At 53.1% G+C, this 12624-nt stretch carries 15 protein-coding genes and 1 tRNA gene; 6 read left to right on the top strand and 10 right to left on the bottom strand.

Going from position 1 to position 12624, the window contains the following annotated elements; all coding sequences use genetic code 11:
• Nucleotides 1-2: 2 nt before the first annotated feature.
• Nucleotides 3-710, top strand: a complete 708-nt coding sequence (locus tag ACFDAU_RS08830) for a hemerythrin domain-containing protein (RefSeq protein ID WP_413436571.1) — start codon at nucleotides 3-5, stop codon at nucleotides 708-710.
• 7 nt (nucleotides 711-717) lie between these two features.
• On the opposite strand, the gene ACFDAU_RS08825 is transcribed toward ACFDAU_RS08830, so the two are convergent.
• Complete coding sequence (locus ACFDAU_RS08825) at nucleotides 718-1587, bottom strand: diiron oxygenase (protein WP_413436570.1); 870 nt, start codon at nucleotides 1585-1587, stop codon at nucleotides 718-720.
• A gap of 172 nt (nucleotides 1588-1759) precedes the next feature.
• On the opposite strand from ACFDAU_RS08825, the gene ACFDAU_RS08820 reads away from it, so the two are divergent.
• Nucleotides 1760-1850: transfer RNA gene (locus tag ACFDAU_RS08820), tRNA-Ser, on the top strand.
• A 65-nt stretch (nucleotides 1851-1915) separates the two neighbouring features.
• On the opposite strand, the gene hfq is transcribed toward ACFDAU_RS08820, so the two are convergent.
• From hfq to ACFDAU_RS08790, 6 genes are all read right to left on the bottom strand, one after another.
• Nucleotides 1916-2164 carry an RNA chaperone Hfq gene (gene hfq / locus ACFDAU_RS08815; RefSeq protein ID WP_413436569.1) on the bottom strand — a complete coding sequence of 83 codons (249 nt, stop codon included), beginning with the start codon at nucleotides 2162-2164 and terminating at the stop codon, nucleotides 1916-1918.
• A gap of 162 nt (nucleotides 2165-2326) precedes the next feature.
• On the bottom strand, nucleotides 2327-3166 hold the full coding sequence (locus ACFDAU_RS08810; RefSeq protein ID WP_413436568.1) for a peptidyl-prolyl cis-trans isomerase: 840 nt from the start codon (nucleotides 3164-3166) through the stop codon (nucleotides 2327-2329).
• Between the two features lie 33 nt (nucleotides 3167-3199).
• The gene (locus ACFDAU_RS08805) at nucleotides 3200-3463 is read right to left on the bottom strand and encodes a BolA family protein (protein WP_413436567.1); all 264 of its coding nucleotides are present in this window, start codon (nucleotides 3461-3463) and stop codon (nucleotides 3200-3202) included.
• On the bottom strand, nucleotides 3460-3762 hold the full coding sequence (locus ACFDAU_RS08800; RefSeq protein WP_413436566.1) for a YciI family protein: 303 nt from the start codon (nucleotides 3760-3762) through the stop codon (nucleotides 3460-3462). The genes ACFDAU_RS08805 and ACFDAU_RS08800 overlap by 4 nt, the downstream gene beginning before the upstream one ends.
• Before the next feature lie 5 nt (nucleotides 3763-3767).
• Nucleotides 3768-4301 (bottom strand): septation protein A, encoded by a 534-nt coding sequence (locus tag ACFDAU_RS08795; RefSeq protein ID WP_413436565.1) that lies wholly within the window; start codon nucleotides 4299-4301, stop codon nucleotides 3768-3770.
• A 3-nt stretch (nucleotides 4302-4304) separates the two neighbouring features.
• Nucleotides 4305-5024, bottom strand: coding sequence for a hypothetical protein (locus ACFDAU_RS08790; protein ID WP_413436564.1), 720 nt, complete (start codon nucleotides 5022-5024; stop codon nucleotides 4305-4307).
• A 75-nt stretch (nucleotides 5025-5099) separates the two neighbouring features.
• Between ACFDAU_RS08790 and ACFDAU_RS08785 the strand changes: the two genes are divergently transcribed.
• Genes ACFDAU_RS08785 through ACFDAU_RS08770 form a run of 4 tightly spaced genes read left to right on the top strand, consistent with a single transcriptional unit; the run spans nucleotide 5100 to nucleotide 8487 of the window.
• On the top strand, nucleotides 5100-5945 hold the full coding sequence (locus tag ACFDAU_RS08785) for a 3',5'-nucleoside bisphosphate phosphatase (protein WP_413436563.1): 846 nt from the start codon (nucleotides 5100-5102) through the stop codon (nucleotides 5943-5945).
• 3 nt (nucleotides 5946-5948) lie between these two features.
• A complete protein-coding gene (locus ACFDAU_RS08780) occupies nucleotides 5949-6575 on the top strand; it encodes an L-threonylcarbamoyladenylate synthase (RefSeq protein WP_413436562.1) in 627 nt (208 codons plus the stop codon).
• Nucleotides 6575-7276, top strand: coding sequence for a site-2 protease family protein (locus ACFDAU_RS08775; RefSeq protein WP_413436561.1), 702 nt, complete (start codon nucleotides 6575-6577; stop codon nucleotides 7274-7276). The genes ACFDAU_RS08780 and ACFDAU_RS08775 overlap by 1 nt, the downstream gene beginning before the upstream one ends.
• An 8-nt stretch (nucleotides 7277-7284) precedes the next feature.
• Entirely contained in the window at nucleotides 7285-8487 is a 1203-nt protein-coding gene (locus ACFDAU_RS08770; protein WP_413436560.1) for a tryptophan--tRNA ligase, read from the top strand.
• A gap of 23 nt (nucleotides 8488-8510) precedes the next feature.
• Here ACFDAU_RS08770 and ACFDAU_RS08765 read toward each other — a convergent pair whose 3' ends face one another.
• The 3 genes from ACFDAU_RS08765 to ACFDAU_RS08755 form a co-directional block, all read right to left on the bottom strand.
• On the bottom strand, nucleotides 8511-8813 hold the full coding sequence (locus ACFDAU_RS08765; protein WP_413436559.1) for a hypothetical protein: 303 nt from the start codon (nucleotides 8811-8813) through the stop codon (nucleotides 8511-8513).
• Between the two features lie 181 nt (nucleotides 8814-8994).
• Nucleotides 8995-11019 (bottom strand): cache domain-containing protein, encoded by a 2025-nt coding sequence (locus ACFDAU_RS08760; protein ID WP_413436558.1) that lies wholly within the window; start codon nucleotides 11017-11019, stop codon nucleotides 8995-8997.
• 10 nt (nucleotides 11020-11029) lie between these two features.
• Nucleotides 11030-12424 (bottom strand): sigma-54-dependent transcriptional regulator, encoded by a 1395-nt coding sequence (locus tag ACFDAU_RS08755; RefSeq protein ID WP_413436557.1) that lies wholly within the window; start codon nucleotides 12422-12424, stop codon nucleotides 11030-11032.
• Nucleotides 12425-12624 lie beyond the last annotated feature (200 nt).

Below are 12624 nucleotides of genomic sequence, written 5' to 3'. Positions count from 1 at the left end.
CAATGACAGCCGATAATCATTTCTGTGACTTGACCGGGCATGCATCCAGCCAGCTGCAAACTTCCGTTTTTTATGAAATCAAGGATATGGCACGCGGCGAGACCGTCACCTTCCTGTTTGCTGAAGATCCGGCCATTATCCTGCACAGCCTCAATTTGCAGTTGCGCAACAACCTGCGCTGGGAATTGAGCGAAGACCCAGGTCAGCATTGGCGTGCAGTGATTCATCGCGCCGAGGATGTGCCGCCAGTGGACGTGCTGGATATGCTCAAGCGCGACCACAAACGGCTGGATGCGATGTTCTCTCAGGTCATCCACCTTACCGATAACGGTCAACTGGAGATGGCCCACGGGTTAATGCGCGCTTTTACCGAGGGTCTGCGCAAGCATCTGCGAGTGGAGCATGACCTGCTGGCGCGGGCCATCCGCACCCCCCCCAATGCCCAGGGTTTTGATCCCAGCGCTGCGATGATGCAGGAACACGACGAAATCCTGAATCAGTCGGTCATGATTGAAGCCGGCTTTGAAGAAGCGGACGCGAGTAGTGCGAGTATAGGGCCTTTGCTGGCCATTCTCGCAGGGTACTTGTCCAAGCATGAGCAACGCGAGGAAGCTACCTTGTTTCCAGTATGGACAGGCGCTTTGAACAAAGCGCCCGAACAGGCGCGCACGGCTCTGTTCAACAAGGTAATGGAGATTTTACAGGACTAGCTGACGGTCAAAGGGCGGGATCCTTTACCGCAAATCCGTGCCCGCGTAGCAGGTTCAAACTTGGATTCAGGCAGGCTTGAATGAACTCGCGTCGCGCCGGATTGTGCCGGGCAATCTCACGCCACTGGTGGCCGGGATTAAGACCGGACAGCTCATAAACATCGGTCTGTGGCAGATAAAAAGTCGTTACGAACTGGCGTATCAATAAATTAACTACTGGGGTCAGCAACTTCTTGTGCCAGGCCGAGGTACGCGCCAGGCTTTGCTCGAGCGCATTGCGCGCATGGGCAATGTGGCGCGCTTCATCAATTACATGCAACGTGCACATCTGCCGAATCAACGGGTCTACGCTGTCATTACCGTGCGTACGGATGTAGCGGTTAAGTTTGTCTGGGACCTCTTCACCTATCGTTACGGCCAGCCAGAATAGCGTGGTATTGATCGGTGCATGGCGACCAAGAAAATCCGCAGTGCGTGGCCGGTTGCGCCATACGCCGGGCAGGCGCAGGCCGCCTTTTTCCATCAACTTGAGAAACATCAGGCTATGCCCGGATTCCTCGCGTATCTCATGCAGGTAGTAAGCGAGCTCCTGTGCCGACTGGGTGTGTCGGAGATTGCGTGACAGGCGTTCCACGAAAATGGCTTCGAGCCACAAGCCTGCCTGAATAAAGCCGGTGAACTCGTATTGCGACAGACGAATGCGGGTGGTTTCCGCTAACTCGTCATATTCGCGCGTTCCAAACAAGGAGATGGCTGTCGGTGGTAGCCAGTACGCTTTGGTGTCCAGCGTCTCCCAATTCAGCCGTTGCAGCGGGTCATGGTAGGGTGAACTGTTGGTGGCGAGTTGTTCCAGCAGTGAGAGTTCGGCATACGCCATGCAAAATGCCTTGTTCAGAACAATATTAACAGTCGCCAATCATACCATTTTTCTTTTGAAGAGGCATTGCAAGACGATAAACACCTTGCTGTTAAACGCCATCTCCGGTATTCTTGCGCCCTTTCTGGGGTTGCACGAAAAGCATTATTTGGCTTCCAGAAAATGATATTCCGGAGAGGTGGATGAGCGGTTTAAGTCGCACGCCTGGAAAGCGTGTTTAGGATAATATCCTAACGCGGGTTCGAATCCCGCCCTCTCCGCCAAATCAAAAGTTATTGCTGAATAAGTTAAACAACACTGTCGCAGAAAAATTCACCGGCTGTTCAGATTACTCCGGTTTGCCGGTATTTTCTTCTATAGAAACTTGTCTTGAGGGTGAAACTGTCGAAATGGCATGCTTGAAAATAGCCTGGCTGACATTGTCATGACCTTTCAGCATTACCATGTACTGATCAAATGATTCGATCTTGCCTACCAGTTTGATGCCATTCACCAGAAACACGGATACAGGCATGTGCTCCTTGCGTAACGCATTCAGGAACTGATCCTGGAGATTTAGTCGGTCTTTGTCACTCATTGCTGCCTCACAATCATTTACCTAAAGAACACTAGCTCGCACGTTAAATCAATGTGTATTCAGCATAGTCGTTTCAATAATTTTTGCATCTGAATATTGTTTCGGAATCATTGGAACAAAAAAGCGCGGCATAGCCGCGCTTCCTCATCCCAGGCGCAAAGACTATTCTACTTTGGCGCTGGCACGCATATCCGCAATTTCTTTTTTGATCATTTCCTGCTCCATTTGCCCGCGCAATTGATCTTTTACTTCATTGAAAGGAGGCAGTTTCAGGTCCCGGATATTGTCTACGCGGATAACATGCCATCCAAATTGGGTATGCACTGGAGTTTTGGTGTATTCGCCTTTTTTCAGTTGCACCATGGCATCGGAAAACTCCTTCACCAGATTGCCGGGGGCAGCCCAACCAATCAGGCCGCCTTTGGCTGCAGAGGAATCCTTGGAATATTTCTTGGCCAAATCCTCGAATTTGGCTTTCTTGCTGTTGAGTTCGGCGATAATTTTCTTGGCCTCAGCTTCATTGTCAACCAGAATGTGGCTGACCTCATATTCTTTGCTACCCATCTGAGCCTTGACCTTGTCATATTGGGCTTTCAGATCAGCTTCGCTTATAGGATGGGTTTTGATGTAATTGGCCAGAAAAGCTTTGGCCAGCATTTCTGTTTTGACCAGATCCAGGCGGGTTTGCATGGTGGGATCTTTATCCAGTCCCATTTTGGTGGCTTGTTGCGCGAGTATCTGGGCGTTGATCAGGCTATCCCGTAATGCGGCGGCAGTCTGTTCGTTGTCTGGCTGGCCTTGCTGAATGCGATCCTGTTTGAGCAGATCATACTGGCTCTGCGGGATCGCTATGCCATTTACGACGGCAACGGGTTTTGAGGAAGCAGCGGTAGAGGAAACTTTCGTATCCGGCTTAGCGGTGGTTTCAGCTGCATTACAGCCGGTCAGAGCAGTCAGCCCTATAACACAAACGGTAGCGGCAGTAATTTTTTTCAATAGCATCTGTTGATCCTTTAGTTAAATTAATCAGGGCGACTATAGTTCTTCTGGTGTGTGCGCAGTGATGCTTAAAGCATGTATGTGATGATGCATTAACTCACCAAGCGCATCGTATACCATACGATGGCGTTCTAGGGTTGTTTTTCCATTAAACGCTGCAGAAACAATATGCAACCTGTAATGCCCACCCCCGCTTCTAGCGCCTGCATGCCCGGCATGTTGTGCACTTTCATCTTCAATATCAAGATGCTCTACTTGCATTAAGGCTAAGCGGTCGTGCATAAGTTCAATCGTACTCATGCAGGCAGGACTTTTTTGAATGGTTTGACGATAACCCGAGCGTAAACACCTGCGATGACATAGGGATCGTCATCAGCCCAAATATTTGCTGCTTCGAGCGAATCAAATTCCGCAACAACCAAACTGCCGGAAAAACCTGCAGAACCCGGATCGATGTTATCGATCGCCGGAAAAGGTCCAGCCAGAAGCAAACGGCCTTCATTTTGCAGTGCTTTTAAGCGTTCAAGATGAGCAGGCCGGGCAGCCATGCGTTGCGCCAGACTGCCGTTGATGTCTTCGCTCATGATTGCGTACCACACGCTATCTATTCCTCGTTATTCATATGTTTGGACAGGATGAGGCTTTGTGCGATGACAAACACCAGCATCATGGCGGTACTGCCGAACAGCTTGAAATCCACCCATATATCGGTGGAAAAACTGTACGCCACATACAAATTCGTTGCGCCCATGACGACGAAAAAAGCCGCCCAACTCAGATTAAGTTTATTCCATACAGTGTCTGGCAGACTGATTTGCTTGGCCATCATCGTACGCATGATGTTTTTTTTGAACAACCAGGAACCGCCCAATAAAACCGCCGCAAACAGCCAGTAGAGTACAGTTGGCTTCCATTTAATAAAGGTTTCATTGTGCAACAATAGCGTTGCACCACCGAACACGACAATAATCGCCAGGCTGATCCACATCATGGGTTCGACCTTTTTGCCGCGCGCCATCACCCAGCCAATTTGTACAAAACTGGCGGCAATGGCAACGCCTGTTGCAACATAGATACCCCCAAATTTATACGCGATGAAAAAAAGCAGGATAGGGAAAAAATCAAACAGAAATTTCATGGTTCAATGCCTTGTAGCCCAGCGTTTAAAGTAATCTTGCATCAGTTCGCGTACTTCCGCGCCATATACCTCTTTTTGGGCCTGTTGCAGCCCTTGCTCGAAAAATTCGGGGCAATCCTCAGGTAAATTTCGTCCCAGCGTATCGAAGGCTTTTGCCATTAATTCTTTATCCTGGGTGCGTGTGGCAACAATAGCGTAATTGAAATTGAGAATGCGCCAGGGACGGGCCGTATCGTTTTTTTCCAGATCGCTTTTGATAGCAGGCGCGGCATGTTCGATTACATCACCAATTACTTCACACATGGCTTTGAGCGTAGGCACGTCCTGCGTCAGATTGGCACTGGCAGCCAGGCTGTTGACGAGGGGTTCCAGCGTGCGCAATTCACCGTCATGCCGGATTATCCAATGAGCCACGGCCAGCGCCGTTTTTTCCAGGTCCATTTTCGATTTGGGCAATCTCAATCGTTCCGCCCAGTAAGCCAGGTCCATCAAGAATCCGATGGCGTGATCTCCAAGCTGGCTTACGTCGTCATAAGGTAGCGGGCCGGTTTCACCATATTCATTATCCAGTTTATCGAACACATACAGGAATTGCTCGATCGCTTCTCCCAGTTGATCGGGAGTCACTTGACTGCCTGCCTGTATGCCGGATTCGGAAAAGGATTGCAGCACGAGATTGTTTGCCTCAGCAAAACTGGTGCGGATTTCCGCAGGGATAGGCATAGATAAGGACGTATCGGGATAGTGGGGGAGTGCGTATTTTGCTATGATTTGCCTGTATTTCACAAGTCACCTGCCATGCCTGAACAAAATTTCGATTTGCATTGCCATTCCAATGTCTCCGACGGCACGTTGCCGCCGGCCGAATTGGTCGCGCGCGCTGCCGCCCAGGGGGTAACGGTATTGTCTCTCACTGATCATGATGACGTTGCCGGCCTTGAAGCCGCGCGTGCGGCGGCGCTGGAGCATGGTATCCAACTGGTGAACGGTGTGGAAATTTCCGTGACCTGGGGTAGTCATACCCTGCACATCGTCGGGCTGCATATCGATCCGGTTCACCCCGTATTGAGTGCGGGGCTCGAAGGTATACGTTACGGGCGCGGCGAACGCGCCGCGAAAATGGCTGCTCAGCTTGATAAAGCGGGGGTCAAAGACAGCTTGCAAGGCGCTTATCAACATGCGGGTAACAAAAATTTGATTGGCCGTATGCATTTTGCGCGCTACCTGGTGGCGCAAGGTATCGTCAAGGATGTGCGTACCGTATTCAAGAAGTATCTGGTAAAGGGCAAGCCAGGCTATGTCAGCCACCAATGGGCAAGCCTGGCAGAAGCAGTAAGCTGGATTGTGGCGAGCGGTGGTCAAGCGGTCATTGCGCACCCAGGCCGCTATCAGATGGGTAGCGGTAAAATGCATGAACTTCTGGAAGAATTCAGGAATCTGGGTGGTGTGGGCATAGAGGTGGTGACCGGCAGCCACACGCCAGAGCAATACCCGCAATATGCCAAGCTTGCGCAAAAATTCGGTTTATTGTCCTCGCGTGGCTCGGATTTTCATGCCCCCGGTGAAGGTTATCGTGACATCGGGCGTCTGCCCGCATTACCTGAGTTGTGCACCCCTATCTGGCATGACTGGGCGGTCGGTTAAGCGATGGCGCAGTATTTTACGTTGCACCCGGATACCCCGCAGCCACGCCTTATTAAACAGGCTGTGGCGATTTTGCGTGATGGCGGCGTGATTGCTTTTCCTACCGACTCAAGCTACGCACTGGGTTGCCACTTGGGTGACAAGGCTGCGCAGGATCGTATCCGCGCCATTCGTGAAGTTGACGACAAACATCATTTCACTCTGATGTGCCGGGATTTGTCCGAGATTGCGCGTTATGCCCAGGTGGATAACCCCCAGTTTCGTCTGCTAAAGGCAAATACTCCAGGCAGTTACACCTTTATACTTGAGGCGACGCGCGAGGTGCCCAAACGCCTGCAACATCCCAAACGCAATACGATAGGTCTGCGCGTGCCGGAACATTTGGTTACCCTGGCACTCCTGGAAGAGCTGGGTGAACCTATTATCAGCATGACGCTGATCCTGCCGGGCGACGCACTACCCATGCACGAAGCCGAAGATATCCGTGAACGTTTGGAAAAGCGCCTGGATCTAATCGTGGACGCCGGCGCCTGTGATGTGGAATTCACTACAGTAATTGACCTTACTGGCGACGCACCCGTATTAGTGCGCGCCGGACGCGGTGACCTGCAACCTTTTGGATTGAATTAATGGAACTTAACCTGATACAAAAAATAAGCGTCTGGATCATTCCGGTCATTTTCGCCATTACCCTGCATGAAGCGGCGCACGGTTATGTCGCCAAGTTTTTTGGTGACTCGACTGCCTGGATGCTGGGACGCGTCACGCTCAATCCTTTCAAGCATGTCGATCCGGTGGGTACCATCCTGGTACCGCTGAGCATCCTGTTACTGAGTAAAGTGCTGGGTGGCGGCTTCATTCTGTTCGGCTGGGCCAAACCGGTGCCGGTCAATTTTGGCGCGCTGCGTAATCCCAAGCGCGACATGTTGTGGGTAGCCGTAGCAGGACCCGCAGCCAATCTGTTCATGGCCATATTATGGGCGCTGATCATCAAGCTGGGAATAGCGCTGGGCGATAGTTATACCCAACCCTTGGCGCTGATGGGCGCAGCAGGCATTTTCATCAATGCAGTGTTGATGGCGTTGAATCTGCTGCCATTGCCGCCGCTGGACGGCGGACGGATCGCCGTGAGCTTACTGCCAGGGCCTTATGCCTACCGCTTTGCACAAATCGAGCCGTATGGGTTTTATATTTTGCTTGCGCTGATGTTTATTGGCTGGCTCGGGCTGATACTCAGCCCCTTATTAATGCTGGTCATCGTTATTACGGGTGCTTTCTCCGGCCTGGGTCATGCCGAGATCGCTACCCTCATCCAAATTATCACCAACTAAATACAATCATGTACGCAAACCGCGTTTTATCCGGCATGCGCCCTACCGGCAGTCTGCATCTGGGCCACTACCATGGCGTATTGAAAAACTGGGTTAATCTCCAGCACGAATACGAATGCCTGTTTTTCGTAGCAGACTGGCATGCCTTGACCACCCATTACGACACACCCGAGGTGATTCAGGACAACGTGTGGGAAATGGTGATTGACTGGCTTGCTGCGGGCGTCGATCCGTCCCAGGCTACGTTGTTTATCCAGTCGCAGGTGCCGGAGCATGCCGAACTGCATCTGCTGCTGTCGATGATTACACCGCTTGGTTGGCTGGAACGGGTGCCTACTTACAAGGACCAGCAGGAAAAGTTGAGCGAGAAAGACCTGTCCACCTATGGTTTTCTGGGCTATCCGCTGCTGCAAAGTGCGGACATACTGATCTACCGCGCGAATCAGGTGCCGGTGGGAGAAGACCAGGTGCCGCACATCGAGTTCACGCGTGAAATGGCACGTCGTTTCAACCACCTGTACGGGCGTGAGCCTGGCTTCGAGCAAAAGGCCGCAGCTGCTGTCAAAAAAATGGGCGCCAAAAAAGCGCGCTTATACGGGGAATTGCGCACACGCTATCAGGAGCAGGGCGACGACGAAGCACTGGAATCTGCCAAGGCGTTACTCAACGAACAGCAGAATCTGTCGCTGGGCGACCGGGAACGCCTGTTTGGTTACCTCGAAGGCGGAGGCAAAATGATCCTGGCCGAACCGCAGGCGCTGCTCACCGCGGCATCCAGAATGCCCGGCCTGGACGGACAAAAAATGTCCAAGTCATACAACAATACTATCTCCCTACGCGAAGATGCGGAAAGTGTAACCAAGAAAATTCGCACCATGCCCACCGATCCGGCACGCGTACGGCGCACCGATCCCGGATCGCCGGAAAAATGTCCAGTGTGGCAGTTGCATTTGGTGTATTCCGGCGAGGATGTGCAAACCTGGGTGCGTGCAGGCTGTACCAGCGCAGGCATTGGTTGCCTGGAATGCAAACAGCCTGTCATCGAAGGTGTGTTGAAAGAGCAGGAGCCGATGCGCGAACGTGCCCGGATGTACCAGGATAGTCCGTCGTTAGTACGTAACCTCATTGCCGATGGTTGCGAAAAAGCTCGTGACCTCGCGCGCGAGACGATGCGTGACGTGCGCGAGGCGATGGGTCTGAGTTACGACTGACAGTGTTTAGTCCGAATTAAGGCTCAATCGTCATCGTCATCGTCGTGTTCGTGATGACGCCAATGTCCACGGCCATGCCAACGTCCGCGATCGTGCCAGTAGCCGTATCCGCGATCATAATAGACGGGTCGCGGCGGCCCATAATAGACTCGAGGCGGCGGCGTATAAACATAGGCGGGCGGCCCATAATAAACTGGGGCGCCTACCGAAAAGTTAATGCCGAGATGTCCCCAATCGTCGTCATCGGCTTGAGCCAGGCTCGGTAGGCCAATCAGCAGGCTGGCACCCACCAGTAAAGCTGTAATCAATCGATGTGTACTGTTCATGATGTGTCTCCTAATTAAGTGGCTTGCAACCAACATGCGGTTCAAAAAAGTAGCTGAAAGCTACCTGGTCCGCGTGCATGTCTGAGCACAACTGCAGATTAGCTGCCCAGGCCTGGAGTAGGGGTGTCAATTTGTAACGAAATGTAACGCTGGCAGGAAAAGCCGGGCGGAGATCAATACTTCAGTCGACAGCCTCGCCTTTCATATAAATTGGCTCGACCCGTAGCCAGATCGTGAATGTTGCGCCTTTACCCGGTTCACTCGTCACCGTGATGCGATTGCCATAGCGCTCCAGCAATCCATAGCTGACCGACAATCCCAGTCCACTGCCATGCTGTTTGCGGGTAGTAAAGAATGGGTCAAAAATACGTGGCAATACTTCAGGCGCAATGCCTGCTCCAGTATCGGACACGCTGATGCAGACGCCGATGTTTTCCCAGTCACGCGTTACCAAGGTCAAGACCCCGCCCTCTGGCATGGCGTGGATGGCATTGACCATCAAATTGACGATGACTTGCTGCAGCTCATTGCGGTTCATCGCGATGTGGTGTGTTGCGCGATAGTCCTGAGTGACCGCGATACGCGTTTTGCCAAGCTGGTGCCTGACCAATACCAGGCAATCCGACAGCAGCGGATTCACATCCATTGGCTCGACATAACCGGCGAATTCCGCCGGGCGTGCGAATTGCAACAGATTGGTGACTATCAGGCGGATGCGCTGTATCTGCTGGTTGATAAGGCGAATTTCCTCGCGTACCGGGTCGGCGTGTGCGCCGATCAGTTCAACCAGCAAATCGAGATTGCCCTGGATGACTGCTGTAGGGTTGTTGATCTCGTGCGCCACGCCCGCGGTGAGTTCACCGATAGCCGCCAGCTTTTCCGACATCGCCAATTGTTTTTGGGTGTCTATCAGTTGTTGATTGGCTGACTCCAGTTCGATAGTGCGCTCTACGACTTTTCTGTCCAGTTCATCGGCCCAGGTTTTGATCTCGCGATTCTGAGTCTGAAGTTTTTCCAGCAACTGATCAAAATGTCGCGCCAACTGGCCGATTTCATCCTGGCTTGCCAGTGCGCCGGTGCGCGCTGACAGGTCGCCCGCTTCCACCGCGCTCATGGTCTGGTTCATTTTCTCCAGCGGCAGAAAAATGGCGCGGGCCCATTTCAACGAGATAAAACCACCTACCGCGCTCACCAGCACAATCACCAGAATTATTCCCGCCAGTGCAACCGTCTTGGCGGTATCGAATGGCGTTTCGAGGAAACCTGCGTAGAGCATGCCGACGCGCTTTCCGAAGCTGTCCTGAATGGGCTCATAGCCAGACACATACCAGTCGTTGACCACGAAAGCGCGGTGCAGCCAGGTGGTACCATGCCCCAGCACCGTGTCGCGCACCACACGCGAGACGCGGGTGCCGAGTGCGCGTTTTCCCTCGAACAGGCGTACGTTGGTGGCAATGCGTACGTCATCCAGAAACAGCGTGGCCGTGCCTTTGGAACCGAACGGTAACGAGCCTTCCTTGTAAACCAGGTTGTTGATGGTGTCGACGAAGTCCAGATTGTGGTTGAGCAGCACGCCGCCTTCCAGCACTCCCGCAAGTTGTCCCTGCGCGTCATAGACGGGTGTCGCAGTATGTATCATCATGCCGCGGGTTTCCATGCGTTGCGATGAGGTTGCCGCACTGCGCGTGGGGACGATCTCGATCAGGGCGCGGCGGGCCAATGCCGGGTCAATCGCAGACAGTTGCGCGGGTGAGAAAATGTCGATGGCAGTAGAGGATTCCCCCTGTAGCGCCTGCTTCACTATCGGCCATGCAGCGGCCTCGAAGCGGCTGGCTGGCGCGACAATGCGGCCGTGGGTGTCAAGCAGATACAAGAAATCCAGCTTGTGTTCATCACGTGTCCACATCAGCCAGTTGGTCTTGTCTGCCTGAGTATGTTGCCCCAACAGGTTAACCAGGCTGTAGGAGCGTGCCAGACCGCCGACTTCCTGCCCCAGATGATCGGTGACGTTGGCAAAATATTGATGGGCGACGGCCAGATCGCTGTTGACCTTGAAAATCAGCAAGCGGTCGTAGTAGGTATTGGCCCAGTATGAGGTGAGTCCTATCAGGATTGGAAGCACCACCAACAGGGGCAGCAGCACCAGAAACAGCAGCTTGGAACGGACAGAAAACTGTAGTCTGGATTTCAGAGACCTCAACTGCACGATATCGGGATCAGATTTGCCAAACGGTGCACTTGCGTTCCAGCGTCTTGCGCGAAATATCGAGGAGGCGGGCGGCTTCCGACTTGTTTCCGGACACGCTATCGAGCACACGCAGAATATGTTGCTTTTCCACTTCCTCAAGCGTAACCGGTGCCTGACCGGGAAGGGCAGGCGCACTGACCGGACTCACGCAGCCAATGGGGAATTTTCCCAGGATGAGCGAACGCTCGATCAGGTTTCTGAGTTCGCGCGCATTGCCGGGCCAGGCATAAACGCGCATGGCTTGCAGAATATCGTCGCAGATGGTGATGGGTGGTACGCCGAGTTGAGCGGATAGTTGCCCCATGAAATGCCGCGCCAACGGCAGGACATCGTCACGCCGTTCACGTAGAGGCGGAATAAGAATACTCATCACGTCCAGACGATAGAACAGATCAGCCCGAAAATGCCCGCTATGAACCGCGCTGGAAAGCTTGCGATTGGTGGCAGCAATGATGCGCACATCGACAGGAATCTCGCGCTCCGAGCCTACCGGCCGGATCTTTTTCTCCTCAAGCGCGCGCAGCAGTTTGGTCTGCATGGCAAGCGGCAGTTCACCCACCTCGTCGAGGAACAGCGTGCCGCCCTGTGCGTAGAAAAACAGTCCCTTGCGTTCGCCGCTGGAACCGGTGAAGGCGCCCTTGACATGACCGAACAGCTCACTTTCCATAAGTTCCGCTGCAATGGCGCCGCAGTTGACCGGTACAAAAGGCTGGCTGGCGCGCGGACTATGGTTGTGCAAGGCACGTGCCACAACCTCCTTACCGGTTCCGGATTCACCACTGATCAGTACTGTGGTGGGTAATGGCGCCAGGCGGTTGATCATGGCGCGCATTTCAGCCATGGCGGAGGATTCTCCCACCAGTTCCGTCACTTCGGACAGATCTGCCATGGCGCGGCGCAGCACGAAATTTTCCCGCGCCAGATGGGCGCGGTCGAAACAGCGGCCGATGGCGTTAAGCAACTGGTCGATACGAAATGGTTTCAGGATGAAATCGGTAGCGCCTGCGCGTAGTGCACCGATGGCGGTTTCCATGTCGGCGAAGGCGGTAATCAGGATGACGTCGCCGTAGAAGCCGGTATGGCGCAATTCGTGCAGCCACTCGATGCCGGATTTACCGGGCAGGGAAACATCGAGGATGATCAGGTCGAAGTGTTGCTCCTCTACAAGGCGCGCGCCATCTTCTGCGCTGGCGGCTGTCTTGACCGCGCCGCAGCGGCTACTTAGTGCCCGGCCAAGAAAATTACGCATGCCGCCTTCGTCGTCTATTACCAGTATGGCGTACTGCTGCCATGAACCGAATTCAGACGACGCAGTCGGCATGCCAGATGCATCCACCTGGCCAAGGTAAGGTGAAGTACTCATTGCAAACTCCTGCTACATTATTTAATTTTTTTGGTCTACTCTTTAAAGTGTGATGCTTCTGGGCCCATGTCGCAAGCATGGTGTTGGTGATAACGCCAAATCGCTCATCAAGGCTGGGACATTCTGTCTTGCAAATGGGTATTTTTGTCCATGCTCCTGAATTAAATATTAACCAACAATATGTTTATTAAAGTATTTTT

The organism is Sulfuriferula sp. GW1, from assembly GCF_047300855.1.
In the GTDB taxonomy this organism is placed as follows: Bacteria; Pseudomonadota; Gammaproteobacteria; order Burkholderiales; family Sulfuriferulaceae; genus Sulfuriferula.
This window is presented reverse-complemented; position numbering and strand designations above follow the sequence as displayed.